22 protein-coding genes and 2 tRNA genes are annotated in these 26464 nt (G+C 52.5%); 12 read left to right on the top strand and 12 right to left on the bottom strand.

The window, feature by feature from the left end; genetic code table 11:
- Positions 1–71: 71 nt before the first annotated feature.
- Positions 72–2093 (bottom strand): TPM domain-containing protein, encoded by a 2022-nt coding sequence (locus HMPREF0577_RS08070; protein WP_248613770.1) that lies wholly within the window; start codon positions 2091–2093, stop codon positions 72–74.
- 225 nt (positions 2094–2318) lie between these two features.
- On the opposite strand from HMPREF0577_RS08070, the gene HMPREF0577_RS08065 reads away from it, so the two are divergent.
- Genes HMPREF0577_RS08065 through HMPREF0577_RS08055 form a run of 3 tightly spaced genes read left to right on the top strand, consistent with a single transcriptional unit; the run spans position 2319 to position 5007 of the window.
- Positions 2319–2696: a cold-shock protein gene (locus tag HMPREF0577_RS08065; RefSeq protein WP_004013319.1), complete on the top strand. Its 378-nt coding sequence runs from the start codon at positions 2319–2321 to the stop codon at positions 2694–2696.
- Between the two features lie 43 nt (positions 2697–2739).
- The gene (locus HMPREF0577_RS08060; protein WP_004013318.1) at positions 2740–3513 is read left to right on the top strand and encodes a DUF3027 domain-containing protein; all 774 of its coding nucleotides are present in this window, start codon (positions 2740–2742) and stop codon (positions 3511–3513) included.
- 45 nt (positions 3514–3558) lie between these two features.
- Positions 3559–5007: an NCS2 family permease gene (locus HMPREF0577_RS08055; protein ID WP_004013316.1), complete on the top strand. Its 1449-nt coding sequence runs from the start codon at positions 3559–3561 to the stop codon at positions 5005–5007.
- 69 nt (positions 5008–5076) lie between these two features.
- Here the strand turns inward: HMPREF0577_RS08055 and serC are convergent, their stop codons facing one another.
- Positions 5077–6204 (bottom strand): phosphoserine transaminase, encoded by a 1128-nt coding sequence (serC, locus tag HMPREF0577_RS08050; RefSeq protein WP_036342749.1) that lies wholly within the window; start codon positions 6202–6204, stop codon positions 5077–5079.
- Positions 6205–6315: 111 nt separating this feature from the next.
- Between serC and HMPREF0577_RS08045 the strand changes: the two genes are divergently transcribed.
- The 4 genes from HMPREF0577_RS08045 (at position 6316) to HMPREF0577_RS08030 (ending at position 12525) form a co-directional block, all read left to right on the top strand.
- Positions 6316–7029 carry a metal-dependent transcriptional regulator gene (locus tag HMPREF0577_RS08045; RefSeq protein ID WP_004013313.1) on the top strand — a complete coding sequence of 238 codons (714 nt, stop codon included), beginning with the start codon at positions 6316–6318 and terminating at the stop codon, positions 7027–7029.
- A gap of 145 nt (positions 7030–7174) precedes the next feature.
- Positions 7175–8011: a C40 family peptidase gene (locus tag HMPREF0577_RS08040; protein WP_004013312.1), complete on the top strand. Its 837-nt coding sequence runs from the start codon at positions 7175–7177 to the stop codon at positions 8009–8011.
- 115 nt (positions 8012–8126) lie between these two features.
- A tRNA-Arg gene (locus HMPREF0577_RS08035) sits at positions 8127–8202 on the top strand.
- A 132-nt stretch (positions 8203–8334) separates the two neighbouring features.
- On the top strand, positions 8335–12525 hold the full coding sequence (locus tag HMPREF0577_RS08030; RefSeq protein WP_004013311.1) for a hypothetical protein: 4191 nt from the start codon (positions 8335–8337) through the stop codon (positions 12523–12525).
- Between the two features lie 289 nt (positions 12526–12814).
- Here the strand turns inward: HMPREF0577_RS08030 and HMPREF0577_RS08025 are convergent.
- From HMPREF0577_RS08025 to HMPREF0577_RS08005, 5 genes are all read right to left on the bottom strand, one after another.
- Positions 12815–12887 (bottom strand) — tRNA-Ala (locus HMPREF0577_RS08025).
- Between the two features lie 140 nt (positions 12888–13027).
- Positions 13028–14104 carry a hypothetical protein gene (locus HMPREF0577_RS08020; protein ID WP_231282638.1) on the bottom strand — a complete coding sequence of 359 codons (1077 nt, stop codon included), beginning with the start codon at positions 14102–14104 and terminating at the stop codon, positions 13028–13030.
- A gap of 105 nt (positions 14105–14209) precedes the next feature.
- Complete coding sequence (locus tag HMPREF0577_RS08015) at positions 14210–14866, bottom strand: GNAT family N-acetyltransferase (protein WP_211579632.1); 657 nt, start codon at positions 14864–14866, stop codon at positions 14210–14212.
- Positions 14867–14904: 38 nt separating this feature from the next.
- Entirely contained in the window at positions 14905–16095 is a 1191-nt protein-coding gene (locus HMPREF0577_RS08010) for a molybdopterin molybdotransferase MoeA (RefSeq protein ID WP_004013308.1), read from the bottom strand.
- Entirely contained in the window at positions 16095–17018 is a 924-nt protein-coding gene (locus HMPREF0577_RS08005; RefSeq protein WP_004013307.1) for a UTP--glucose-1-phosphate uridylyltransferase, read from the bottom strand. Before HMPREF0577_RS08005 ends, HMPREF0577_RS08010 begins: the two co-directional genes overlap by 1 nt.
- 69 nt (positions 17019–17087) lie before the next feature.
- Here HMPREF0577_RS08005 and HMPREF0577_RS08000 point away from each other — a divergent pair, with 69 nt between their 5' ends.
- Positions 17088–17753: a 5-formyltetrahydrofolate cyclo-ligase gene (locus HMPREF0577_RS08000; RefSeq protein ID WP_004013306.1), complete on the top strand. Its 666-nt coding sequence runs from the start codon at positions 17088–17090 to the stop codon at positions 17751–17753.
- 135 nt (positions 17754–17888) lie between these two features.
- Positions 17889–18485 carry an RcpC/CpaB family pilus assembly protein gene (locus HMPREF0577_RS07995; protein WP_004013305.1) on the top strand — a complete coding sequence of 199 codons (597 nt, stop codon included), beginning with the start codon at positions 17889–17891 and terminating at the stop codon, positions 18483–18485.
- A gap of 73 nt (positions 18486–18558) precedes the next feature.
- On the opposite strand, the gene HMPREF0577_RS07990 is transcribed toward HMPREF0577_RS07995, so the two are convergent.
- The 3 genes from HMPREF0577_RS07990 to trpX are packed head-to-tail and all read right to left on the bottom strand — an operon-like array spanning position 18559 to position 21458.
- Positions 18559–19404 (bottom strand): ABC transporter ATP-binding protein, encoded by an 846-nt coding sequence (locus HMPREF0577_RS07990; RefSeq protein WP_004013304.1) that lies wholly within the window; start codon positions 19402–19404, stop codon positions 18559–18561.
- A gap of 28 nt (positions 19405–19432) precedes the next feature.
- Positions 19433–20353: an ABC transporter permease gene (locus HMPREF0577_RS07985; protein WP_004013303.1), complete on the bottom strand. Its 921-nt coding sequence runs from the start codon at positions 20351–20353 to the stop codon at positions 19433–19435.
- A gap of 52 nt (positions 20354–20405) precedes the next feature.
- On the bottom strand, positions 20406–21458 hold the full coding sequence (gene trpX / locus HMPREF0577_RS07980; RefSeq protein WP_004013302.1) for a tryptophan ABC transporter substrate-binding protein: 1053 nt from the start codon (positions 21456–21458) through the stop codon (positions 20406–20408).
- A 368-nt stretch (positions 21459–21826) separates the two neighbouring features.
- Here trpX and HMPREF0577_RS07975 point away from each other — a divergent pair, with 368 nt between their 5' ends.
- Positions 21827–22096 (top strand): hypothetical protein, encoded by a 270-nt coding sequence (locus tag HMPREF0577_RS07975; protein ID WP_004013301.1) that lies wholly within the window; start codon positions 21827–21829, stop codon positions 22094–22096.
- 233 nt (positions 22097–22329) lie between these two features.
- On the opposite strand, the gene HMPREF0577_RS07970 is transcribed toward HMPREF0577_RS07975, so the two are convergent.
- Complete coding sequence (locus HMPREF0577_RS07970) at positions 22330–22959, bottom strand: MarC family protein (protein WP_004013300.1); 630 nt, start codon at positions 22957–22959, stop codon at positions 22330–22332.
- Positions 22960–23006: 47 nt separating this feature from the next.
- On the bottom strand, positions 23007–23855 hold the full coding sequence (locus tag HMPREF0577_RS07965; RefSeq protein ID WP_004013299.1) for an undecaprenyl-diphosphate phosphatase: 849 nt from the start codon (positions 23853–23855) through the stop codon (positions 23007–23009).
- 155 nt (positions 23856–24010) lie between these two features.
- On the opposite strand from HMPREF0577_RS07965, the gene HMPREF0577_RS07960 reads away from it, so the two are divergent.
- Positions 24011–24997: an ABC transporter ATP-binding protein gene (locus HMPREF0577_RS07960; protein ID WP_004013298.1), complete on the top strand. Its 987-nt coding sequence runs from the start codon at positions 24011–24013 to the stop codon at positions 24995–24997.
- Positions 24994–26271 carry an ABC transporter permease gene (locus tag HMPREF0577_RS07955; RefSeq protein ID WP_004013297.1) on the top strand — a complete coding sequence of 426 codons (1278 nt, stop codon included), beginning with the start codon at positions 24994–24996 and terminating at the stop codon, positions 26269–26271. The genes HMPREF0577_RS07960 and HMPREF0577_RS07955 overlap by 4 nt, the downstream gene beginning before the upstream one ends.
- Positions 26272–26464: the final 193 nt, after the last annotated feature.

Below are 26464 nucleotides of genomic sequence, written 5' to 3'. Positions count from 1 at the left end.
AACAACTCTGGCAAGTTTACTTGTCTGATAAGTGGGTTTTCCAGTGGAAATACAACATATCCGCCGCAACGTTAACCAATCTTGGCTTGGAAACCAGCGGGTAAATCGTTTTGAACTTGCACCAGCATCTCGGTGCATGTGTTCAACATTGACATGGCTATGGTGGAATCCTGGTGTTGCTTCAGCTGGATTTGCGCCAGCAACTGGTCACAGCGTGCCAAATCCACCAGCATCCTGGGCTCCAGATTCTTGCGCCGCAATCGCAAATCAGTTTCCAACAGGGAACGCAACTGCTTGGTATGCTGGAGGCTCGAATCAAAGTCCGCCGGCAACTCTCTAAACTTGGATTCGATTTCCGCTTGCTGTGCATAGGCATAGTAAAGACTTGCCTGAGCGCTGCGCAGCTTCACCAGTGCTTCGATAGAATCAGCCTTTCCCATTAAGGCGGCATTCGCATTATTCAAGGCACGTTCCGCCATGGTGATTTCTGGGCCAGAGGCATTGCTGTCTTGGCTGCGGATACTATCCACATCCAGACTCAAGTTGACTTTCAAAGTACTGAGCTCGTCACTAACCCACCCGAGGTAATCCTGTAGTTTCAAAATATTATCCGCCGCGAGTTTGGCTTGTACTATGGCTCGTTGCGCCCCGCGAGCATAGCGAGAAGCTGTCTGCTCATCGCCCTGCTTGATACTTTCCTGCCCAGAGAGAATCCCCTTATAGGATGCTTTGAGCAATTTAGTTGCCTGGGATAGATTGGCGCGAGAATGCGCGATAGGGGCAGAAAGGTAGGACTCATTGAGGATTTGCTGCGCGCTTTGCGCGCCAACTATCTCCTTGCGGATTTGGTTCCAAAGAGATGCCAACCGGTTCAGGTCTGACTTTATAGCTCCAACTGGGTGGCATTGCTTGGCGTACTGTGAAACTTCAAGAGTGATATCTTGGCGTAATTTCGCGATTTCTTCAGTTATTTCCTGGCTGCGTGGAGTGCTGATGGCACCATCTGTTCCGGCCAGCTCGGCCAGTAAAGCAGCGGCACGATTTTGGGTGGCGCCTAATGAATCCGCAAAAGGAGCCGCAACCGACGCACCCAGCAGCAACTCGACGATACGCAAGTCCTCTTGCGCGCCCCAAGACAGCACTGCCAGTTCAGAAATCTGGTTCAAAACCATGGTATAGTTAACTTCCTCTTGGGAATCAGATATACCCGCATCGGAATCCACATTGGTTGACATGTCTCTATCGGTGGCAACGGCGACTGGAGGTGTCACTTTCATGAGGCGCTGGTTCGCGACAGCCCCTTCGATGGGAGCATTTGCGGTCGGGGGACATTTATCCACAGCCTCGTGTTCTTCGTCACGGTCAGCTTGCTCCACTGAGTCAAAATCAACCTTGGTGCGTTTGTGCGGAGCTGTAGAAGCACGTCGATACAGCGCTACCGCCAAAAACACGGCTACCACCATAGAGGCTAGCAAAACAACAATTAGCCATCGGTTCGTCGAAGACTGAACAGCCTCTCGCGTGGCAGTTTCGGCAGGATTAGTGGGAGTAGCAGTAGAACGCATCAACAGTTGCTGAGCAAAAGAGCTGATACCCGAGGCAAACTCACCGGTAGAAAACTGTGGAGCCGCCGCGTTCTTAGCCAGTTCATCAATCTGAGCACTATTGAGTTTTGAACCGCTGGTGGCCGTGGCCGAGAACTGTTTGTCAGCCATGTTGAGAGACAGATAGTAAGTGTCTGGTTCATTACTGGTGAGCTCGGCGGTGCGAGTATTCCATTCATCCGGCGTGAGTCCTGAGTAGTCGTCGAGGACGGCGACATAAAGTTTCAGACCGTGGGTTTTCAGGGATTCCACCGAGGATTTCACCTGGTAAATGCCGTCCTTCAGTACATCCATCGGGTCATATATCTGAGATTCGGAAAGATCCAGGGGATTAGCAGCGGGTAGGATGGTATTGCCTGCTGTGCCGGTCATGCTAGCCAGCGACTGTGTCGAGGTCACAGTTTCACAGGAAGCAAGTGGAGCAGCGTCAAAATCGGAAGGACGTGCGGTCAAGGCTAAAGCGCTGGTGGTGCCGGTGAAACTTGCCATGATAAGGGTCAAACCGGCAGCTAGGGCATGTATTCGTTTCAATGAAGTTTCTCCGTTACTTGTTTCAGGCTGGAAAATTCCAACCTGTATGACTAACTTTATCTTAGCGCCGTCTTGATATTAGACTGGTTAGGCGCGCTATTTTGGAATTGATGAGCGCAGACTTGATTATCGTGGAGTTTTAGCGAGGACCAGGCAAGACCTGTGGTCAATAAGGAGTAAGCAGTGCCAAACGGAAAGGTAAAGTGGTACGACGCGGACAAGGGGTTCGGCTTTATCACTGGGTCGGATGGGATTGAAGTATTTTTACATGCCTCCGCTCTGCCCCCTGGTGTCACCGAGCCCAAAGCCGGAACGAGAGTTGAGTACTCTGTGATAGACGGTAAACGTGGAGCACAAGCCATGAACGTGACCATACTCGAGGAGATTCCTTCTCTAGCCAAAGCACAGCGAAAAAAACCGGGAGATATGGTGGTTATTGTGGAGGATCTCATCAGGTTGCTCGAAGATGCCTCTACCCGGCTGCGTCAGGGGCACTATCCGGATAATGGCAAGAGAATCGCAAAGATTCTAAAAGTAGTAGCCCAGTCATTCGAAGCCTAAACGAGCTACGATAAGTAAAGAAACCAAGGATTTTGGGGGATTCGTGGTAAGTAAGAAAGTATTGGAAAACACCACGGCACAGCCCGATAGTGTACTGGCTAAACAGGTTGACTTCGCCCGGGAGGCTTTGTCAGATATCGCCAAGGCCGAAGAAATTGGGGAACACCTTCGGGTTGAATCTGCCGGTGAGCGGGTGGTCACCCACTTTTTTCAATGCCTGAAATTCGGATACCGTGGCTGGACGTGGGCGGCAACTCTGGCGAGAGTTCCGCACGCCCGTTTGGGAACCGTGTGCGAAACCGATTTACTGCCTGGCGAAGACGCCTTGTTGGCGCCAGCCTGGACTCCCTGGGCGCAACGCTTGCAACCGGGGGATTTGGGTCGTAAAGATGCCACTCCTTACAATCCCGATGACCCGTTTCTTGATCAAGGATACGAAGCCAGCGGGGAAGACGCGGATGAGCTCGCCTTGTGGGAGCTAGGCTTGGGACGAAAGCGTGTCATTAACCGAGCGGGACGAGATGCGGCGGCCAAACGTTGGCTCCATGATTTACATTCCCGCACCGAACTTGACCGGAACGGCAATCTTCCCGAAAACCCCTGTTCCACCTGTGGGTATTTGTGGAAAGTTGATGGCTCGTTGCGTCTTGTTTTCGGGTTGTGTGCCAATGCTTGGAGTCCCGATGATGGGCGTGTGGTGGCGATGAACCACACGTGCGGAGCACATTCCGAAACAGACACCGACATGACCCCTAGTTCTTTGCCGGTGGGTGGGATTTTTCTTGACGATAAATCCCTTTTGATAGAAGACCTTTAATCCGGGGTTTGCCAACCACTAGTCGGAAACGTTAGCTTATTAGTCGTGAGTAGTAGTGTAATAACGGGTGCCGCCCCGAATACTCTTAGCGGCAAAATCGACAGTTTTTTTGAAATTTCTAAACGTGGTTCTACCTTCGGCCGCGAGGTTCGTGGCGGGTTTGTAACTTTCTTTGCGATGGCTTACATCCTGGTGTTGAACCCGATTATCTTGTCTCACGCCCTGCCCAAAGGTGGGTCTATTGCGATGCCCGATATCGCAGCCGGAACCGCCTTGATTGCGGGGATTATGACTATCCTGATGGGGGTGGTGGCGAATTATCCTATGGCTTTGGCTGCTGGGCTGGGGTTAAATGCTATGGTGGCCTTTACCCTGGTGCTTGGTTCCGGGCTGAGCTTTCAAGAAGCTATGGGATTGATTTTCTGGGAAGGCGTGGTTATCACCGTATTGGTGCTCACCGGCTTTCGTGAAGCCGTGTTTCGTGCGGTGCCTCGCCAGATGAAAACCGCTATTTCGGTTGGGATTGGGCTGTTCATTGCGTTTATTGGACTGATTAACGGCGGGATAATCCGTCCCCAAGGCGGTACGGTAGTGGGCTTGGGCATCAACGGTTCGCTAATGGGTTGGCCGGCCTTGGTTTTCGTCTTTGGGTTTTTTCTCACTGTGGTGCTCTATGCCGCGCGAATAAAGGGATCCATCTTGATTGGCATCATGAGCTCCACTGTATTAGCTGTAATCGTGCAGTTGTTTGCCAAACTCGAAGTGAAATCCGACAAGGTTCCTACCGGTTGGGGACAGACTGTGCCACAGTTGAGCGTTGATTCTTGGCATCTGCCTAGTTTCGGTTCCCTGGGGCAAATCGACTTTTTCGGGGCGTTCGGGAAAATGGGACCAGTGGCGGCTCTCTTGGTGATTTTCTCGCTGATGTTGGCGGATTTCTTTGACACCATGGGTACTATGGTCGCAATCGGCGAAGCAGGGAATCTTTTGGATAAAGAAGGTAATCCCCCTCGTACCAAGGCGATTTTGATTGTTGACTCGTTGGCGGCTATTGCCGGCGGCTTGGGTGGAGTGTCCTCGAACACTTCCTATGTGGAGTCCTCTACTGGGGTGGGGGAAGGCGCCCGCACTGGTTTTGCCGCTGTGGTTACCGGAGTGTTGTTCCTGGTATCGATTTTCCTGGCTCCCTTGGTGGAAATTATTCCCTCCGAAGCGGCTTCAACCGCATTGGTGTTTGTTGGTTTCCTGATGATGGTACAGGTGACAGAGATTAACTGGAAGAACCTAGAAGTCGCGATTCCTTCCTTTATGACCATTATCTTTATGCCATTTGCATATTCGATTTCGGTGGGTATCGGGGTTGGTTTTGTGACTTTCCTGGTGGTGAAACTGGCGCGTGGCAAGATTCGGGAAATTTCGCCGTTGATGTGGATTGTATCGATTTTGTTCGTAATCTACTTTTGTCTCGGCCCCATCCAGGCATTGTTATCTTAGACGGCTTCATGAGGTGCTTGCCCGAATCTCGGCGCGTATGTCGAGATTCGGGCAAGCACCTTTTCGGGTCTAAAGCCTGTCGATGATGTAATCCAAACAGGCTAGTAGTGCCCTGGTGTCATCCGGATTAGTGGCGGGGAAGGTGCCGATACGCAGCTGGTTTCGCCCCAAAGAACGATAGGGATTCACATCTACAATTCCATTGTTTCGTAGCGTTTTGATGAGTATAGTCGTGTCAATATCATCCGAAAAATCAATGGTAGAAACCACTGGAGAACGTTTTTCCGGGTCAGCAACGAAAGACGTGGCGAAGCTCTTGGATTTGACCCAAGTTTGAATCGCCTCGGAGGATTCACGCACCCGCTTTTCAGCTCCTTGCAGTCCCCCGAGCTTGTCTTGAATCCAACATAACTGAGAGTGCAGCAACTCCAGGGTTGCAATCGCTGGGGTGTTCAGGGTCTGGTTTTTACGTGAATTGTTGATAGCTTTTTCCAGGTTCAAAATAGCGGGAATCCAGCGGTTTTCTTCTGGGTTTGCGGTGATTTTGGCAGCGCGAGCCACTGCCGCCGGGGAAAGGAACGCGAACCACAGGCCGCCATCAGCTCCCAGGGCTTTTTGGAGTGAAAAGTAATAAGCATCGGTTTGTGAGATGTCGACTGGCACTGCACCGGCAATGGAAGTCGCATCCACCAAAACCAGCTGTTTTGGGTCACCTAGGCGAGTTACTGGAGCTACTGCTCCCGTGGATGTTTCTTGTTGCGGCCAGGCATAAACATCGACATCAGTGGCTACATCCGGCAATATTGAGTCTCCTGGAGTGGCCGAGGTGAGTCGAGGTTCTTGTAAAAAGGGAGCTGCTGTGGTTTCGATGGCAAATTTGTTGCCAAATTCTCCAAATACGGCGTGAGCCGCCCGGTTTTGCACCAGACAACAGGTAGCTATCCCCCAAAACGTGGTGGCACCTCCGTTTCCCAGCACTACCTCGTAGTCTGTCGGCAGCGAAAAAAGTTCGGCTAGTTGATGTTGACAAGCCTTGACTAAATCCTTAACTGGAGTCTGGCGGTGTGAGGTGCCCATCAACTGGGAATGTTCTAATTCCTGGAGCTGTTGGGGTCTTATCAGGGATGGTCCGCAGCCAAAGCGGCCATCTTGAGGCAGTAGTTTATGGGGAATTTTGAGATTTTCGATATTGCTCACGTTTTGATTATGCCATGAAAGACTGCTGGGTTCGGGTTTTGATAGCGGGGCAGAGTGCTAGTTTTTTTGGTAAATTGGTGGTGATACCCGACCCAGGCTACGGAGTTACCCATGAGTGAACTAGTGGATACGACAGAAATGTACTTGAAATCCATCTACGAGATGTTGGAAGACGGGGTTCCGCCGATGCGAGCACGCATTGTAGAACGTTTGGGGCACTCGGGTCCTACCGTATCCCAAACCGTAGCGCGGATGGAGCGTGACGGTTACGTAGCGCTCGAAGAAGACCGCCGCATTGCTTTGACTAAAAAGGGGGTATCTTCTGCCACCGAGGTGGTTCGTAAACATCGCCTTGCCGAGCGACTGCTTACTGATGTAATCGGTTTGCAGTGGGAATTGGCACATGAAGAAGCTTGCCGTTGGGAGCACGTAATGAGTGAACAGGTGGAGGCGCTGCTGATACCGTTGCTTAACAACCCACAGACTGATCCGTATGGAAATCCTATTCCGGAAAAACCTCAAGCCGGCAAGAGTGTGAAAGCCATTGACGGTGGGGTGTCTCTCGAAACTTTTTTCCGTAAGAATCCTCGGGGTGGTGAAGCCACGATTTTGCGAATTGGGGAGCCTTCCCAGGCAGTTCCCGGGTTTTTGTTCAAACTTGCTGCTGCCAAAATGTTACCTGGTTCCAAGGTATCTTTCAGCTTTGATAGCTTGGAACGCCTAGGAATTGCCCTAAACATATCCGCAGGTGAGACTACAGATGGCAATGAGAAGTCCGTGGAAATTCCCGAGCTTCACTTCAAGCACTTCTTTGTAAAGCTTTAGTAAAATCTGTAACGTTTGGGTCTCGAAACCGAGAAATTGTTATCCAAATGTGACTTTTTGTTTTTCTTGTAGTACGCTAGAAGCACCTTCGCGGCGAGGATGAAACTGCGGAGTCAAATCTGAAGGATTACGAAGGAGACATTCGTTGGCAAGTACGACTTCTCGGGCGCGGCATCGCGCTGCCACCAAGCCGGTTACAGCTTTTGATACTCTGAAAGACACCCTATCTGCGGTAGATGGAAAGAAAGGGCTGATGGTGGCAGCCACCACCGGTCTGGCTCTTGGGACTGTCTGGGCGGGAACTGCTATAGCTTCTCCGGAGGCTCAGGAAACTGCCCCGCAGGCTGCGGCACCGGTGGCGACCCAGGTGGGGGATGCGGTAGCCCAAGCGCGCTTGGCAGTGGCCGCTAATCCCGAGATTAACGTGCCCGAAAATGCTAACTGGGTCGAGGGGCAGGTAGAGATTCCGGTTCAGCAACAGGCTGAACCCGAAGCGCCTCAGGCTCAAAGTAACACTGCGGAGAATCAGGGCGGCAGGGATACTGCACGCAAATCAGTGGCTCGTCAAGCAGCCACAGTATCGCAGGGCACCAACACGGGAGCCTGGGCGGGGCAAAGCGGAGTGGCTGCTTCCATCCCCACTAATATCGCTGGCGGTTCCATTGCCGATATTGCATTGCGCTACCAGGGGGTTCCCTACGTTTATGGGGGCACCACTCCTAGCGGTTTCGACTGCTCTGGTTTTGTCGGTTATGTTTATCGTCAGGCGGGAATCTCACTGCCTCGTACCTCCTGGGGACAAGGTGCTTCTGGTTCAAAGGTTTCCGCAGGTGAAGCTGGTGCGGGGGACATCGTCTACTACGGTGGGCATGTGGGCATCTATCTCGGTGAAGGTAAAATGATACACTCCCCGCGTCCCGGTGAGCGAGTGGAAGTCGTGAATGTTTACGGATCTCCTAGTTACGTTCGTGTAGGGAAATAACCTGGATTTTGCTGGAGGGGTTTGCTGCCCCTCCGCTTCCATATTTGCATCCTAGATAGATTCTGACTTTCGGTTTCTCGAAATGTGGATGCACTCATTAAGATTGGTGCTGTTGGCCCTCGTAGCTCAGGGGATAGAGCAACCGCCTCCTAAGCGGTAGGTCGGCCGTTCGAATCGGCTCGGGGGCACCATTGCGACTTAGAATCGGGCTCCCGTGCATCCCCGATTTAGAGGTGCCCTAGAATGGTTTCTCTTTACTCTGAAACGGTACCTCTTTGGCGTGGTAACGCGACTTTCAGGCCTGTAGTCAGTATCGTGGACTTGTGGAGAACGAAGCGAGTAATGCCGATTGCGAGACAGAGGCGCTGGAACCGGTACGAATAGATTCGGTAGCCTCTCGAATCGAGCAGTGGTCTACAGAGGCTAACCAAGCGCCGGGGGGTAGTGCGTTGCGAAACCTTGACTCCCTAGATAACTTGCTGGATTTAACTGGTTCCCATCCCGCCGGTATCGCCCAGCTCTACGGAGGCAGACCTACGAAGCTGTCTGCCTTGTTCAGAGATCCTCTAGACTTAGGATCAGCGCGTTCGGTGTTGTCTCGAATTGATACCGAGAAACAACAGTCACTGGCTCGTTATGGACTGTATCCCACCTACTTGGTGATGGGGGTGGCCTCATGGACGCAGCTACCACCCTTTAGAGATGAAGAAAGAGGATTGCGACCCGATTTATCTCATTTCCGGTTGCAGCACTTCAATTTGCCGGTGTTACTGCGTCCTTTGGAGCTTGAAGCCACCGGTTCAGATTTCACCCTGGTGATGGGTGGAGAAGTTATTGTCAATCCCGTCTTCGAAAAGGCATTTGCCGACAGGAACATCACCCTTGATTCCCATCAGGTCTTAGAGCTGGATACTCGCACTGATTTTGATTTTCGCCAAGCCTTGCAAACGCTTAGAGAATTAGGTTTAAACCACATTCCTAGTTTTGATTTAAAGGAAAATTTGCTGGTAGCGAATCTAGGGGTTTCGGGGGCAATCCTAGCTAGTGATTGGAACAAGATTTCGTCTATTGCCTTGGAAAATCCCTTGGTAAGAGCCTTTGCCGGTGATATGAGCGCCAAGGAAGAACTGCTGTCTCCCCTGGCAGAGACCTCGCCAGAAGACCGTGACCCAGACTACGAACGCGGAATAGGTGATCTCGATGTTTCCCAGGCACGGGTGATAGAGATTGCGGCATCGGGCAGATCCTTGTTTATGGATGTTCCTCCCGGCGCCCCCGGTGCCGCCACAGTGGAAGCAGTGGTGGCAGACGCAGCAGCTTCAGGCAGACAAATCTGCTATGTGCCTGGGGTGCGTCGTATCGGTAAGACAGTCTTGAACGGACTGAAACAAGCCAACTTGGGAGATTTTATTCTCGACCTCACGGGTTCCAAAGAGTGGCGAGCAAGTTTACGCGACCAGCTTTTAGCTACCCCGAACCAAAACGAGCCGATGGCGCCGGTGCCCTTAGAAGAGCTAAGCGTGGCGCACACTAAATTACGCGACACCAGAGAAAAACTTCAAAACTACACCAGGCGTTTGCACATGTCTCGACAACCCTGGCAGGTCTCGGCTTATCAGGCCTTGCAAGCCCTGGCAGATTTAACCAGCGTTAAGCCAGGGCCTCGAACTAAGGTGAAACTGGAGTTGGGAACTCCCCTAATGCGCGACCAACAAGGGCGCGAGTCGGCGCGGGTTTTGTTGCAGCGGGCTCAAGAAACGGGATTGTTGGATCCCCAGTTGGAGTATTCTCCATGGCGCAGCGTGGTGCTATCTACCGAGGCTGATGCCCAAGATGCGATTTCAAGAATCCGCATTCTGGCCACTGAAACGCTGCCTGCCTTGCGTCGATACCAAAACCAGGTATCTGAGCAAACAGGACTGGTACTTCCCGGAACGCTTAATGTCTGGAAGGAACAGCTCGGGATGCTCGAAGGAGTGGCGCGAGTCCTTGAGGTATTCAAACCAGAGGTTTTTGAAAAGTCTGCTGCAGATATGGTGATTGCCACTGCCAGTAAACGCTGGCGTCAAGAACGTTCTTTGCCGATGAAATGGAAAGAACGCAGAATCTTGGTTAAACAGGCACGTGATTTGGCTCGCTCTAAAACCACGCCGCGTGGTTTCCACCACGAGCTGGTAAAGGTACAAAGCTATCGAGATTTGTGGCGCCGACACGCCCTGCCGGGTGCTTGGCCGCGAGTTCCCGAAGATTTGCCAATAGCAAAAGAGCTATCGGAGGAAGTTTTTTCGCAACTTAATGCTTTGGAACCCATCCTTACCCAGGCCGATGGTGTCTCTGGACGGGTTCCCACAGCCTTGCCTTTTGCCGAATTAGAAGCTTTGTTGCATTCTTTGAATGCCACCAGTAGCCAGGCGCAACAAATGCCCTCTCAAGTGCAGCTGCTAAAGGAAATGCAACAGATGGGGCTAGAGCCTTTGTTGGATGACTTGCGAAACCGCAAGGTAGCTCCAGATTTAGCTATGCAGGAACTAGATCTAGCTTGGTGGTCCTCAATCTTGACCGAAATCCTGAAGAGCGACCCGATTCTCGCAGCCGTAGACGGTGCTGCTCTCCACGACATGGTATCTCGACTCCGCTCCCTGGATTTAGCTCAAATTGAGTCTTTGTTCTATCCAGTGGCGCGCGCTATTTCCCTGCACACTAAACAGGCACTGAGTAGTGACCCACAACTAGAACAAAAACTGCATTCGGTGCTTGACTCCGCTAGCGCCAGGGAGCTGGGGGATTACAGTCGTTTGGCTCCGCTAGTCAAAGCCTTGCGCCCAATCTGGGCAGTGTCGCCCTTTATTGCTGGCCAGCTCTATGGCACAAATACTATCGATTTACTAGTTTTAGATCACCTTGACTATTTGAGTGTTCCTCAGGTGATGCCGCTGATAGCGCGGGCACGTCAGATTGTAGTTTGCGGGGACGCGCGGAGGGTCTGGCCGGGTTTCACCCAAACTGCGGCCAAAATTTTACCCACGGTTGCTCTGAAATCCGATTTGGGCGAGATTCCGGAACAGGTTGCGGCTTTCCTCGCAACTCATGGATACGAAAACGCAGTTATACCCGTCCCCTCACCAAGACCTGCCTCTTTAGTGAACCTGCACCTGGTAGCCGAAGCGAAAGCCCCATTGTCTCGCGATCATACCCTGGTGATTTCACGTCCCGAGATACACCGGGTCGTGGAACTATGTCTAGACCATGCCCTGAACCGTCCACAGCTCAGCCTAGCCGTGGTGTGTTTCAACCCGGCCGCAGTTGGAAAAATCCGTAAGGCTCTGGCAGATGCTCGCGTAAAAATCTCTCAAGCCCAGGCGTATTTCTCTCATCCCCACGGGCGGCCTGCAGTGGAGCCCTTTGTGGTAGTGGATTCTTCCCAAGCGGCGGGTTTGCGTCGTGACGTGGTGATTTTGTGTCTGGGGATGTCTAAGACACCCCAAGGACGAGTGCAACTAAACTTTGGTCCGGTATCGGGTGCCTCGGGGGTGGCTCATGTGGTGGGTAGCCTGGAGGTGGTGCGACAAAAACTCGAGATTGTGTCGGCCTTCGCAGCCGAAGAAGTTGATGCCAAGAAAGTCAAGAGTCCTGGAGGGAAAATGCTGATAGAACTTTTGGCCTCAGCCGGAAATCCCGAAGGGATGGCGCGCGCGCTTACCACACCAGAATCATTCAAAGCCGAGCCCGATCGGCTACTAGTAGATTTAGCGGAAAGGTTGTGGCGGCAAGGGTTAACCGTAGTGCCCCGTTTCGGGCTGCCGCACGGCATACAGATTCCGCTTGCAATTGGCCATGCCGATTTACCCTCAGAGTTGCTAGTGGCAGTGCTGAGCGACGATGACACCTATGTGCAAGAGCCTTCATTGCGGCGGCGTGAAAGGCTGTGGCCGGCTAGGCTAGAGGCCGCTGGGTGGAAGGTAGTAACTTGTTACACCAACGAGGTATTTGCCGATCCTCAAGCCCAGGCACAACGCGTGTTCAATACCCTATCGCAAGCGTTAAATGAGCGTAAAGGCCAGCTGTCGATTCCGATTATCGCTACTCCACAGTTTGAAACCGAGCCCGAGGAAGAAAAAGATTCGCTTGCGGCTAAACCTGTTCCCAGCAGCGAGGCGGAAGCCCAAGAACCTAAAGAAAAATCAAAAAAGAAAACGGGCAAAAGCCCGAAGGGAATCCAAAAAGAGGGAAGGGACTCAAAGGATTCTGCGGGAAGTAAGAAAGGTAAAGCCAAGCTGCAGCTAGTTGCTAAGAAGCGTGGAGTTCGTCCTCCTATTGCTAAAGGCTTACCTCTGGCAGCCTACGGAGATGACCAGCTAGACGAACTATTGGAATGGATTTGTTCCGACGAGATAGAACGCAGTGAGGATGAACAGGTCAAGGAGCTGCGTGAAGCTTTAAACCTGGCTAAGCGTGGGGCGCAGGTTGACGCGGTGTTGCGCCGCGTAGTGCAGCGTCGCAGTGCCGCATTGTAGGTGTCCGAATGGAGCATATTGTACCCACTCGTGCACGCCACCACCGACGTGTAACGTTTATCGCCCCACAGGATCGTGGGAAAACCGACCCTTTCGCTCCGGCTGGATTTAGCGCTATGGAACCATCTCCCGAGACCCCAACTGAAGTTGATTCATCTAATGACAAGCGAACCATTGAAAACCTGCCCCCGCATTTCGGGAGACTGTAAAACTTGGAGACATCATGGGCTGTTTTATCCCCAATTTCGCAACCCTGAATATCCTCCGACCTGCGATTTTATCTGTCCGGTGGAGCATAGGGGATTCGAACCCCTGACCTCATCATTGCGAACGATGCGCGCTACCAACTGCGCCAATGCCCCAAGCGACATTGATTCTATCTCAAAACTAAGCCTGAATGCCAATCCGGACTTGGGCGTGTCGAGAAAATGGCTCTCATCAGTGAAGAATCACCAAAATTTCAATGGGTGTCGGGTGTCCGAGCGCGGTTGCGGCTAGGTTTTTAGGCGCGGCGGCGATCTAGAATATTTTGCAGATTAATCGTGCCACCCTGGATTTCCTCGCTGGACAGGGCTGTGTCAGCTGGGAGGACTCGTGCCGATTTCGGACGCATCGGTACCGCTGCCTCTTCCCAGTCCGAATCGGTAGCTGCGGCGCTTATCACCACTTCACGGTGCTGGGCATCGGATTGCAAGGTATAGGTAGGAGCTGGGATTCCCACCAGTTCCCACTTTTTGCTATCACGAGGGGAATCGACCAGTGGCCGGGCAGTCGTTTCAGCGTCCGCCTTCGGGCTCAGTTTACTGTTTTGGGATTCCTGCGTGATGGTTTTGTTTTCACGGGCTACCTCTTCGATACTTTGTACCGACTGGTCAAGGCTCTTGGTCTGAACCACTAGTTCAGGAATGGTGTGTTTCTTGGTGCGCAGTAAAGCATCTGACAAAGTTCCCTCCGAAGCGTTACGCAGGGATTCCTGAGCTACCTTTGCCCAGTGGTTATTGTCACGGTTGCGTCCGGAAATCAACGCTGCACGGCCGGTCGGGCTCTTTTCCAGACGACGTTCGACTTCCCGAATATCCGCAATGAACTGTAAATCTTCTTTACGTCCGTTTTTCGCCGAAACAGTGCCCCACGCCAAGGTCAACAGGACTCCGCCGACTGGACCAGTCAGTACCCACCAGGCGAGGAAGCCAAAAGCTGCGAAGCTGGAAACCAAAATACCCACCAAAAGCAGTAGCGCCAACAGAATTGCTCGCAGGCGAGCCGAATTGGCGCGCGCGGAAGTGGCTGCAGCACGTTGTGCTTTGAGGTTTGTGTAGCGTCGTAAATCTTGGGCGGTTTTAATAGGGCGGGTTGCGGGGTTACTGTCAGTTTTAGAGTTATCTCTGCGATAAATTGCGACTTCTACTGAACGGTCGGCATTGGGAGTGTCCGTCACGTCCAACACCCGCACACCCTCGGAGAAACGGTCATTGTTGCGAGACTGCCCCATCATGCGTCGAGACTTCGCAACTTGGGGCAACAGCACCACGGTAACTACAAAAGTCAACCCAATTAGAATCCAAGCAGAGATACTCACACCCTAAAAATAGCGACCGTTTGGTGCAAAACAGCGATGCCACTCCGAGGACGGGTTTTCTTTGTCACCAGACCCAGTCCCACTAGATAACGACAGTCACAGCATTCACTTTGGCAACAACTGGGAGATGAAATAGTCAGGTTGCCATTCCTCTAAAGTCACCGCAAAGCAGCGATGATCCGACCAGGCTCCGTTGATATAGAGATAACGTTGCCGCAGTCCCTCCTCGCGTATTCCAAGTTTTTCTGCCACCCGTAGAGACGGAGCGTTTTCCGGGCGAATATTAATCTCTACGCGGTGCAAGCCATACTCGCTCAGGCACCAGTCCAGTACTGTAGCCACTGCCAATGGCGCCAAACCTTTACCTGCAAAACTCGAGGCCACCCAGTACCCCACCGCTGCGCTCTGGCTGGCACCGCGCTGGACGCTGCCAACTGAAACCTGTCCCGCTAAATGTCCTTCGGGCAGAATCGCAAAGCACAGTCCCAGTCCTTCCCGGGCGTTTTTCGCCATCGAGGCAATGTATTCTTCCACGGTGATGGCTGGAGCCATGCCCGGAGGAGCATTCGATTCCCACGGTGCCAACCAGGCGTGATTACTGGCACGAAGGCGTTCTACAGCATAGAAATCCTGGCCTTTCAAAGAGCGAAGTTCCAGCCAATCCCATGCGGCGGACAAACTGCGGGTGTGCAAATCTAGCTGCTGTATAGACACCCGCGAAGAGGCTCCCGGGTAATAGCGTCGTTTTCGCGTTTTACGCATCTTTTTGTCAATCCACTCGCTAAACAAAGCCACACCGTTTATTGTAAAACCATGCAGTGCAGCATGGTGTCGGGTTCTACCTGAGTTACGTCCTCGGGAACCACCGCGAAAGCATTGGAACGAGCCAAAGCTGCTAGCCTGGCTTGAGGATGCCGGCCGAGAACCTCCCCCCGATAGTGTCCCGGATTCCCCGTCAAAGCAATGGGGACGAACTCGCGCCTTCCCGCTGGAGATGTCCAGCCTTGAGTCATGGTGGCTGGTACGGAGGTGCGGTACAGTACGGATCGACCCGCCATTTTGCGTAAAACCGGGCGGATAAAGGTTTCAAAGGCTACCTGGGCGGCTACGGGATTACCCGGCAAACAATACACCGGGACTTCTCCAATTTTGCCGACTCCGAGCTGCCTTCCGGGGGCAATCGCTACATTGTCAAAACGCATTTCACCCAAGGAAGTCAACACATCCTTTACCGTATCTGCGGTTCCATAGGACAAGCCGCCGGTGGTTAAGATAACATCGGCACGAACCAGCTGATCTTCGATGGTTTCGCGCAGCTTGCCCCGGTCATCCCCGACCAAAACTCGAAATGTTTTTGCATCGCATTCCTGGCAAGCGGCTGCGAGAGAATGCCCGTTAGCGTCATTTATCTGACCCGGCTCTCGACTTACCCCGGGTTCTACCAGTTCATCACCTACCGCAATCACCACCACTCGTACTCGAGGATGTACCCACACGTGGCTTAATCCCAGGGCAGCTAACAGAGCGATTTTCTTGGCATCGAGTCGTTGTCCAGCATCTAGCAATACCGCGTCGGGTGACACGTCTATTCCTTGGGGAATCACAAAGGAACCTTGGGGGTAGGACTGACGGATTTCTACCTCTGAAAGACCCATATCACTGGCCTCGAGAGGCACCAAGGTGTCGGCTCCGGGGGGGATGGGTGCCCCGGAAGCAATCCTGATGGCAGTGGCGGAAACCAGCTGAGTCCAGGTAGTGTCTCCGGCCAGAATTTCAGCCGTTACCGGCAGAGTATAGGGGGGGGCTCCTACGGTAGCACTAGCAATAGCGTAGCCGTCAATTCCTGCGCGGTTAGTATCTGGTAAAAACGAATCCGAGACAATATCGCGGGCTAAAACACAGTCAACGGCATCTTCCAATGGTACGGCCAATCCCGGGAGCGGGTCGGCGGCCAGTAAACACAGGTTAAGATGCTCCCCTACCGAGCGCATCAGTTGTTTCCTTCCCCTTCCGTAGTTTCAAGAGATGAGGTGGTGTTTCCCTCACCCTGGCAAAGTAGGTGGCGCAAGCGTTCCTGCAAATCGGTACCCAGGAACTTGTGTTCCAAGGAAAGCTCGGCTTGAGCACGAAGGTATCCTCTCATATTGCCAGTGTCAAAATGACGTCCCCGAGACACCACGCCCCAAACACCCCCACCCAGCTCCGGGGGCGTATCCGCTAGGACGGCCAGCGCATCGGTGAGTTGAATTTCGTCATTGCGGCCAGGGGGAGTGCGTTCCAATACTTCGAAAATCTGAGGACTCAGCACATAGCGACCCATAATTGCATAGGGGGATTGTACTTGTTCCGGGGTGGGTTTTTCGACAATCCGGGACAATCGGAATACCTTGTGGTTCCCGGTTATTTCCGCAGTGAAGGTTTCACGTTGCGCGGCAGTGGTGGAATACGCCCCGACTTCCTCCAGGCTGACTTCCATAAGCGCCACTACACAGCCCGAAGTATGCTCATGTACCCGCAGCATGGTTTGTAACAGCGGGTCTTCTTCGTGGAAAATATCGTCGGGCAGCTGCACCACAAAAGGCATATTTCCAATGGCTTCTTTCGCCTGGAGCACGGCGTGTCCCAAGCCGCGAGCCTGTTCTTGCACTACAAAGTTCACTTGGGGAAACTCTATGCGTGGGCATGGATTTTCTTCTGGTTCTGGACTGAAAAACTCGCGTAAAGCTGGTTTCTGGGGGGAAGTCACTACGTGGAACTGTTCGATTCCAGCCCGAACTCCCTCTTCCATGACGGTGAGAATAACGGGGCGATCTACCAGGGGTAGCAGTTCCTTCGGGATTGATTTTGTCAGTGGATACATCCGATTTCCGCGGCCTGCGGCAGGGATGACAGCAGAGGCAACCTTTTGTTTCATAGCTCAAGCCTAAATGTATTGTTGAAGTAAATCCTGACAAACGGATCGAAAATAGGGCACAATGGTTAAGTGATTGCAACGGAGCTTCGTCTTCCAGACCTGCGTGGTCAAGAACCGGAGGACGCAAAACAGCAGTTGAGGGGGATAATTCGTATCTCTCGTAATCGGCTTAACCCTTCGCAAATCGAGGATGCGGGTAGGAGTATCAAGGCTCGAGCCCTGGAGCTGGCCGCTGATTTCCAGACGGTGGCCTGCTACATTTCGGTGCGAACCGAGCCTCCCACCTTGGATTTGGTCGAAGAACTATATCAACAAGGTAAAAACATCCTGATTCCGAAGTTGGGGCCGAGGCTCAACCGTGACTGGAGCTATTATCGAGGTAAGGAAGATTTAGCGGATTTGTCCCCTAATCGTCCCAAGGAGCCCTCCGGGGATGCCCTGGATTCCTCGGTGCTGGCTGCGGCTGAATTCGTGTTTACCCCGGCGCTGGCAGTGGATCGGGAAGGCAATCGTTTGGGACAAGGAGGCGGCTGGTATGATCGCGCCTTGCCCTATGTCAAGACCGGTACTCCTGTTTTCGCGCTGCTGTACAGCAATGAACTGCTGGATAACATTGTTTTACCAACCAATAAATACGACTATCCCGTGACTGGGGTGGTGACCCCGGACTTCGCGTTCGAACTGGCTGACTCTTCGTTCCAAACCGAGGGTATTTTGCCGACTCAAACCGGTTAACTTTGCTGGAATTGCCGTAAAATCTCAGGTAGATGCACGTTTGTAGGTTTTTCCACAGGCTGTCGTTTGGGTCGTAATTCACAGGGCGTGGCGGCTTCATTAGGTGCCAGTGAGGGGCGTTCGTAGCCTGAAGGTATGAGATTTAAACGATTTTGGAATTGGCGCTTTCCCCTGGCGGCGGCCTTGGCTGCGTTAGCACTAGTGGTGGGTGCGACTATATTTTTGCCCCGTCCTGCTGGGACTAGAGCCTTAGTGGCGCGTGTCCCGATTTGTGCGGGATGCGAAATTAATCCCAAAGATTTGCGCGAACGTCGGCTTGATCCAGGTGCTTTACCTCAGCATTACTTTGTGCAGGCCGGTGAAGTTGCCGGGAAAAAGGCTGCCGTGGCTCTAGAACCAGGTACAGTTGTGGCACCGGGTTTATTGTTGGAAAACTCTTTGGCTGATTTGGCACCCGGAGAAGTTGCCTTTGCTCTCTCGGTGGAAGACCCGGCGGTGGCTGGGTTTTCGAAGACCGGGCAAATCGTAGAAATCTGGAGTTCCAGCCCGAGTGTGGACAATCAGCTGTTGGCCACTAATGTGCGAGTTTTAGGAATGGAGGCTGCCAAAGACAGTCTGCTAGGAGCCACGAGTTCCAAGGCAATCGTCTATTTGGGGGCCAGTGAAGAAGCAGCGCGCAAGGTGGTGGCGGCGAAGTCTTCCCATGACTTGTCTTTCGTGTTGCGAGGCTAGGGTTCATGAGGGGTTGGCCGAAACGGGTGTTGTCCCCCCAGGCCTCTGGGGGGACAACACCCGGGGCGAGGATTTAGACTTCAGGTCGGTCTAAATCCTCGAGTTCACCCACCATGGTGTAGAGTTGCGCATCGGTCATCCGCGATTTGGCGGCGGCATCAAAGTCGTGGGCAATTTCCCCGTGATTCATCACCAACATCCGGTTACCAAAGTTCAAGGCATCCTTTAGGTGATGGGTAATCATGATTGCTGTCAGCCTGTGTTCGGCCACCACGTTTGCGGTGTAGTCTAAAATCTTGTGCGCGGTTTTTGGATCCAGGGCAGCCGTATGTTCATCGAGCAACAGCAACCGGGGGTTTTTCAAGGTGGCCATAATCAGTGCCACGGATTGACGCTGTCCCCCGGATAGCACCCCGATTTCGGTGTCGAGGCGGTCTTCTAGTCCCAGTTTCAAGGGAGCCAATAATTGACGAAACTCTTGGCGTTTGCTTTCGTTCATCGCGATTTTGAAGCCGCGTGGTTCGCCGCGTTTAGAGGCGAGCAACAGGTTTTCCGCCACGGTCATGCGTGGAGCAGTGCCCTGCTTCGGATCTTGGAAAACTCGGCCAATCATGGCGGCGCGATCTTCTTCCGGCAGTCGGGTTACGTCAGTTTCATCAATCTTGACCCGCCCAGAATCCGCCAAAATAGAACCCGCAATCACATTGAGCAAAGTGGATTTTCCGGCTCCGTTTCCCCCGACGATAGTAATGAAATCCCCTGCAGAGACCTCTAGGTTTACCCCGCGCAAAGCGCGGTAGGCGTCAGCGGTGCGTTGGTGGAAGGATTTTTCCACCTGTTCCAAACGCAACACGGTTTTTGTACCGCTCGTTCCATTTCTGGCCGGGATCTTCGATCCAGAATCGGGTGCAGTTTGCATGTTTTCTCTCCTTTTTCCGAATGGCACCTCATGAATCCGTTCCTTGTGACGCCGCCGTTTCCCGGGACAACCCACGGCGAATCTGACGCTGGAAAAAATACCTTTGCAAAGTCGGAATCGACAGGCACAGCCCCAGAATCACAGCCGAGAATAACTTGAAGTTATTGGGGTCAAAGTTGAAACGTAACACCACCGCCAACAACAGCCGATAGACCACCGAACCGAAGAAAATTGTCAACAGTCGCACCGGCAAGGACACATTGGGAATCACGACTTCGCCGATAATGATAGCTGCTAGTCCTATCACAATCGAACCAATGCCCATCGAAATATCGGCATAGCCATTATCGGAAGCCACCAAGTAGCCGCTCAAGGCAATCAAGGCGTTACCCAGCATGTATCCCAGCATCGTCATCTCGGCGGTAGAAATTCCCAGGGACTTGGCCATTGTGGGATTATCGCCAGTCGCAATCAGGGCTTGCCCCATATCGGTGCGGAAAAAGAAGCTCAACAATCCCACCAAGATTCCGATTACAATGAGCCCTAAAACCAAGGTGTCTACGTTGCGCGGCAGCCCCAAGTTTCCCAGCCAGGTTTTCAGCGAGGACAGTCCCGCCACCGAGAGATTCGCTCTTCCCATGAAACCCAGATTTATGGAATACAGCCCGGTCATGGTGATAATTCCGGCCAAAAGTGAGTTGATTTTGGCTTTCGTAATCATCAAGGCAGTGATGGCGCCGGCCGCAGCCCCCACCAGCATTACTACCAGTAAAGCCAGCAGCGGGTTTACCCCCAGGATCAGCAGCGGCGCTCCCACCGCAGCCCCCAGCGTGAAGGAGGCTTCGGTGGTCAAGTCGGGTTCGTTGAGGATACGGAAGGTGATATAAACTCCCATTCCCATTACGGTCCAAATCGCGCCTTGGGATAATGCGCTCAAGATAATATCCATGTTGTTTCTTTCGGTTTCGTTTCATGAGGTGTTAGCCGCAGTCTAGGCGTAGCTATTCTTTAGAGGCATCCTTGGCTTTCGCCATAATGTCTTTAGGAATCTTGATGCCCAGTTCCGTGGCTACCTTAGAGTTAATAACGGTTTCCAGCTTATTGGTGAACACGACGGGGTAGTCTGCGGCTTTTTTACCTTCAATCAGGTCGGCCACAATATTGGCGGTGTCTAAACCGAACTGGCGTTGGTTGAGTCCCACCGTGGCCAGTCCGCCTTCGGCAACCATGCGATCTACTGCGGGGATAACCGGAACCTTGTGGGCATTGCAGGCCGAGGCGAGGGTGGGCATTGCCGAAGCGATGGTGTTGTCATTAGGGGCGAAGACCACATCTACATCCTCGGCGAGCTGTTCGGCTACTTGGGCGAGTTCATTGGTGGTGGTGATGGTGGCTTCTTTGAGAGTCAAGTCGTATTTGGGAGCCAAGGTGCGAACCTCGCCCAGGAGTTCCGCCATGTTTTGGGAGGAAGAGGAATAAATTATTCCCAGGCGTTTGGCGTTGGGTAGAACTTGTTTGAGGAATTTCAGCTGTTCTTCGACGGGATTGTGATCGGCCACCCCGGTGACATTCACTCCTGGTTTGTCGTTGTCTTTGACCAAGCCGCTGCCTTTGGGGTCAGAGGCGGCCGAGAAAATCAGGGGGATGGAGTTTTGAGCAGAGTTAGCCAAGGCCTGGGCACCTGTGGTGGTGATTCCAACCAGGTAGTCCTTTTTGTCAGCTACGAACTGGTCAGAAATGGTCTTGAGTAGGGTTTGGTCACCCTGGCCGTTTTGATAGTCAATCTTGATGTTTTCCCCGTCCTTGTATCCCCGGTTGGCCAGGCCATCGTAGATGCCTTGGCGAATATCGTCCAAGGAGGGGTGACTCATGAGTTGTAGCAGGCCAATCTGGATGATTTTGCCCGAGGCATTCTTGGTATCGGGGCTGGTGGTACCCGCTGCCTGGGCGGTCGTGGAGTGTTTCATGGTACTTAACAGCGGTAGGCACAGGACAAATACCAGGAGGCATCCGACGAGGATGGCTCCGAACAGAGAGATTTTCTTAGTTTTCATGGTTGTTTTCCTTTCTAGGTTTTGCTTGTGAAAAGCACTCTAGTCGAAGGAAAACCCCCATGACCAGCTCTTGCTTAGTATACGAGATAAAAACGTCCATATAATGATAATAATGCGAGGTTAGGGTGAAAGAGCGGGAAGTCTATGTGATTAATAAGGGGTGTATAACCAATACCAATAAGGCAAGGTGATTATTTTAAAAACACCTCTATAAGGTTTTGAAACAGTAAGTTTAGCTAATCCTAAAGTAAATTAAAGCCGGCTTGACCTGGGATTATGTGATTATCTTGTGATGGTCTTTACGAGGCTTACTAAAGTGCGCAAACTTAATTACGTAAGCCGCAATCGCAACCTGAAAGGATATTCAAATGACTACTCAACCTGTTGTTAGCAACTGTGCTTTGTTGGACTGCTCCTATAATCACGATGGCTGCCAAGCCATCGCTATGAACATGGGAGTCAAAGGATGCACCACGTTCATCGCGCTACCCCAAATTGGGGGACGTTCTGTAGCTGGTGCCGTAGGTGCTTGCCAAAAGGCTGACTGCACCTTTAACGAAAACCTGGAATGCCAGGCAGAAGCGGTAAAGGTTGGCGGAAAAGACGGAGAGTGCCTGACTTACCACAAGGCCGCGTAAGACGATTTAGTCTGTTTAGCTTTGCGCCGCGAGAGCGGCGCAAAGCTTTATTTAAATCTTGGGGGTCTGCCAAGGGCAGACCCCCAAGATTTAAGATACGGGCGCGCGAAAATGGCACCTCATGAAATCCGAAAAAGCGAAGATAACCGACGGGGCGAGCACCTGAAATTGGCACCTCATGAACCCGAAGCAAAACAGCGAAAAGGCGACTGAACTGGGACACGGGAAGCAGCTCATGGACGGGCGGCCACCACGTTACCCAAAACCGTAACCACCCCGGTAATCATCAACTGGGTGGCAATCGCCGCGAGCAACATGCCCGAAAGACGCGTCAAAACCGCCACGCCGGAACCACCCAAAACCCGCAAAATCGGGGTAGCAAAAAACATCGCTACCCACGAACACACCAAAACCAGGAACACGGCACCAGCCACCCCTATCATCAACAGCGGTTCGTGATGGGCAGAATCCATCTGTACCATCAAGGCCACAATTGCGCCCGGACCCGCCAAAAGTGGTGTCCCCAGCGGCACCGCCGCAATATTGAACTCGCCTTTTTCGTTATTCGGCTTTGACTCCTCGCCCGTGAGCAGCTGCAAAGCCACCAAAAGCAGCAACAGCCCCCCAGAGATTTGCAGTGCCGCTGGGGTAATCCCCAGAATCCCAAAAAGCTTGAAACCAAAAAACCCAAAAACCAACAGGATTACAAAGGCCAAGGCATTGGCTTCCCAGGCGGTGCGGCGACGCTGTTTTTCGTCCAGATGCGCTGTCAGCGACATGAACACCGGCAGGTTTCCCGGCGGATCAATAATGACGAACAGGGTGGCAAAAGCAGAAATAAACAGGCTCAACGCCGCAGTCAAAGTAAATCCCTTTCTTGAATCGTAGACACAGTGATTACTGATACAGGCTACACGGCTGGGATTATACCTGCTAGGAGGCAACAGGCGATAAGTCCGCCCACCACCAGGCGGTAGATAATGAAGGCGTTGAAAGAATGTTTAGAGACAAATTTCAGCAGCCAGGCAATCGAAAGGTAACCCACCACGAATGAAACAATCATTCCAATCGCGGTTGAACCCCAGCCAACAGTTTTACCAATCGTTCCAAAATTAGAGATGCCTTCCAAGGCACCGGCCGCTACCAGGGCAGGAATCCCCAGGAAGAAAGACAAACGCGTGGCTTTCACCCGGTCAAAACCCAGGAACAGTCCGGCAGAAATCGTGGCTCCAGAACGGGAAACTCCCGGAATCAGCGAAAAACATTGCACCAGGCCAATAATGAATGCCTGGGGGATGGTCGTGGCCGAATCGCGACTCATGCCCACGTGACTTTTGACGGAAAAACGATCTGCCCCAAAAAGCACCACCGACCAGAGCACCAAACCGCCGGCCACGAACCACATGGAGCGCAGCCCAGTTTCGATGAAGTCCTTGAGTGCCAATCCCACCACCGCAATCGGAATAGAACCCAGAATAATCGCCCAACCAAAGTGGTAATCGGGGGTGAGGCGCTTTTCTTTACTGACCAGTCCAGAGAGCCACGCCTTAGCGATGCGCCAAATGTCGCTCCAAAAATAAACTACTGCCGCCAAAATCGCGCCGATTTGGATTACCGCCGTGAAAGCTACCACCCCAACATCCGCTATGTCTTTTCCGAGGAAAAATTCGGCCATCGTGAGGTGTCCAGTCGAAGAAATCGGCAAAAACTCCGTAATCCCCTCAACCACACCGAGTAAAAGCGCTTCCCACCACGTCATGCGTTTATCCTACACGTCATCAGGTTTTGGGATGTACTTTGGGTGTCTGCTATGCCAGGAATTCACGCGAAAACCATCGCTAGTGTTTTCACGTGGCAAACAGGGGGGGTTGGTAGACTGAGAGAAAAATCTGTGCTCGACGGAAGGAGGAGTATATGCCTGAACAGGGAAACTCCCTAGAAGTTATTGACCTCTATAAAACATTTGGGGAACGCGAGGTACTCAAATCTGTGAGTTTCAAAGTAAGCCCTGGGGTGTTGATGGGTTTTGTGGGTGCCAATGGGGCAGGCAAAACCACCACCATGCGCATCATTATGGGGATTACCAAAGCGGATAAAGGTCAGGCGCTGTTTAACGACGCCCCGGTAGACGACACGGCGCGAACCCATATTGGCTATATGCCCGAGGAACGTGGCCTGTATCCCAAGATGAAGGTCGGCGAGCAGTTGGTTTACTTTGCGCGCCTGCATGGGCTTAGTAAACCGCAGGCGGCTAAAGCTGCGCATTACTGGATGGATTGTTTGGGAGTGCGCGAGCGCGAAAAGGACGTGTTGGAAAAACTGTCCTTGGGCAACCAGCAACGAGTACAGTTGGCGGCGGCGTTGGCCAGTAATCCCCAGGCTTTGATTCTGGACGAGCCGTTCTCCGGGCTAGATCCCTTGGCCGTAGACATCATGAGCGGCGTGTTGCGCGAGTACGCCGAGCGCGGAGTGCCGGTGATTTTTTCTTCCCACCAACTGGGATTGGTGGAGGATCTATGTACGCATGTGGCCATTATTTCTAAGGGAACCATTGTAGCTACTGGAGAAGTGGAAAGTCTGCGTACAGAGTTATCAACACCGGCAGTGCGGTTGCGAGGAAGCGCGGATGCATTAGGTGCCGGTGCGGATAAAGCCCGCGAATTGGAACGAACAGTACATAATTTTAAGAATGAACTGGTTGTGGATGTGGCCTCGGATTCCGCAGCGGCTAACCAGATTTTGGCGACAGCACTAGGAGCTGGCACTGTGAGTGATTTTAGCCCCGTAACCAAAAGCCTGGCGGAGATATTCCGTGCGGTAGTAGAACCGGAAGTTAGCGATGAATCGGAGGTAAAGTCCGGCGATGTGGCGAATCTTGAGGGGGAGGAGAAACAACAATGAAACAGGTTTTGCTAGTAGCGAAACGCGAATATGTCGTGCGGATGCGCTCCAAAGCGGCCATTATCTCCATGATTGTAATAGCTCTGCTGTTCTTGGGTGGTGGTACTGCGGCCAGGATTTTCATCCCCAACGGATTTGAACCAGACGTGATTGGTTTGACCACCCAAACTCAGGATTACGCTATGGCCTTTACTGCAGGAGCTACCGGCGATTCTGGAGGTGATGATTCGGCGGCGGGTGGTTTCACTCTCAAAGAAAATCAGTACAAGACGGAAATATACCCCAGTGAACAGGATTTGGAACGGGCAGTACAACACGATGAAGTGGTGGCGGGAGTAGGGGGAACCCTAGACGAACCGGTGCTGATTAGCAAAGGGAAATTCCCGGTGATGCTGCGCATGATTGTCCAGGCAACTCATGCCAGCGTGAAACTGAATCAATACGTAACCTCGCTGGGTGGGGATATGCGTGATTTGAGTAAGGAAATAGCCTCCACCCAGCTAAAAACCAAAAATCTCGAAACCGAACAAGCGGATGATACTGACGATGGGTACGACTTTGGCGCTTATCTGGGCGGTTTAGGGATGCTGTTGATTCTCTTCCTTGCCATCTTCATGTCTGGGCAGATGGTCGCCACTGGGGTGATGGAAGAAAAGGCCTCTCGTGTCATCGAAGTGTTGGTATCTGCTGTATCACCGGCGAGATTACTTGTCGGGAAAATCATTGGAATAACCGCAGTAGGGGTTACGCAACTGGTGGTGCTGGGCGGATCCGCCCTGGGAGCTATGGCAATTTCTGGTCTTTCGGGATCGTTCCAAATTGACTTAGGAACGCTGTCCGGCTGGCTGATTGTCTGGTTCATTCTGGGACTGGCAACTTACATGGTGCTCTATGCCGGAGCCGGGGCTATGGCCTCTAAACAAGAGGATTTGGGGCAAACCACGATTATCTTGATGCTGTTGCAAATAGCCGGCTTCTATGCGGCCATGTTCATGGTGGGATTCCCCGGCAAGAAGGATGTCCTCGACGTTGTGTCCATGCTGCCGTTCGTCAACTGCTACCTGATGCCGGCCAGACAGATTGTCTCTACCACGATGCAATGGTGGGAGCCAATACTTTCTGTGTTGATTAACTTGGCAATACTGCCGGTATTGATTTGGCTGGGTGCCAAGATATATAGACGTGGCATTTTGGCTACCGGCAGCCGCATACATCTGAAGGACGTATTCGCGCGACAGGATAGGCCTCGCGCGACACGCCGAAAGAATGGCTAAATTTAGCCAAAAAGAGGAAACCAAGTTTTCTCGATTTGACACCAACGTGCAGGTGCACTAAATTTATATACCGTTGCTGTTGCGGCCTGAAGCGGTCGATATGGTAACTATCAGGCCTTATGGCGAGTTTACGGAAGATCCGAAAGGGTTGTTCTGTGCTCGAAATAGGTCTCCCGACGGATGAGAGTCTGTG

It is taken from the genome of Mobiluncus mulieris ATCC 35243, assembly GCF_000160615.1.
Lineage (GTDB): Bacteria > Actinomycetota > Actinomycetes > Actinomycetales > Actinomycetaceae > Mobiluncus > Mobiluncus mulieris.
This window is presented reverse-complemented; position numbering and strand designations above follow the sequence as displayed.

What these genes read in the sequence shown, in the direction of transcription:
- HMPREF0577_RS07975 (WP_004013301.1), top strand. Translation starts at nt 21,827, where the DNA reads ATGACTACTCAACCTGTTGTTAGCAACTGTGCTTTGTTGGACTGCTCC.
- HMPREF0577_RS08015 (WP_211579632.1), bottom strand. Translation starts at nt 14,866, where the DNA reads ATGCGTAAAACGCGAAAACGACGCTATTACCCGGGAGCCTCTTCGCGG.
- HMPREF0577_RS08045 (WP_004013313.1), top strand. Translation starts at nt 6,316, where the DNA reads ATGAGTGAACTAGTGGATACGACAGAAATGTACTTGAAATCCATCTAC.
- HMPREF0577_RS07955 (WP_004013297.1), top strand. Translation starts at nt 24,994, where the DNA reads ATGAAACAGGTTTTGCTAGTAGCGAAACGCGAATATGTCGTGCGGATG.
- HMPREF0577_RS07990 (WP_004013304.1), bottom strand. Translation starts at nt 19,404, where the DNA reads ATGCAAACTGCACCCGATTCTGGATCGAAGATCCCGGCCAGAAATGGA.
- HMPREF0577_RS07960 (WP_004013298.1), top strand. Translation starts at nt 24,011, where the DNA reads ATGCCTGAACAGGGAAACTCCCTAGAAGTTATTGACCTCTATAAAACA.
- HMPREF0577_RS07995 (WP_004013305.1), top strand. Translation starts at nt 17,889, where the DNA reads ATGAGATTTAAACGATTTTGGAATTGGCGCTTTCCCCTGGCGGCGGCC.
- HMPREF0577_RS08010 (WP_004013308.1), bottom strand. Translation starts at nt 16,095, where the DNA reads ATGCGCTCGGTAGGGGAGCATCTTAACCTGTGTTTACTGGCCGCCGAC.
- HMPREF0577_RS07965 (WP_004013299.1), bottom strand. Translation starts at nt 23,855, where the DNA reads ATGACGTGGTGGGAAGCGCTTTTACTCGGTGTGGTTGAGGGGATTACG.
- HMPREF0577_RS08070 (WP_248613770.1), bottom strand. Translation starts at nt 2,093, where the DNA reads ATGGCAAGTTTCACCGGCACCACCAGCGCTTTAGCCTTGACCGCACGT.
- HMPREF0577_RS08005 (WP_004013307.1), bottom strand. Translation starts at nt 17,018, where the DNA reads ATGAAACAAAAGGTTGCCTCTGCTGTCATCCCTGCCGCAGGCCGCGGA.
- trpX (WP_004013302.1), bottom strand. Translation starts at nt 21,458, where the DNA reads ATGAAAACTAAGAAAATCTCTCTGTTCGGAGCCATCCTCGTCGGATGC.
- HMPREF0577_RS07985 (WP_004013303.1), bottom strand. Translation starts at nt 20,353, where the DNA reads ATGGATATTATCTTGAGCGCATTATCCCAAGGCGCGATTTGGACCGTA.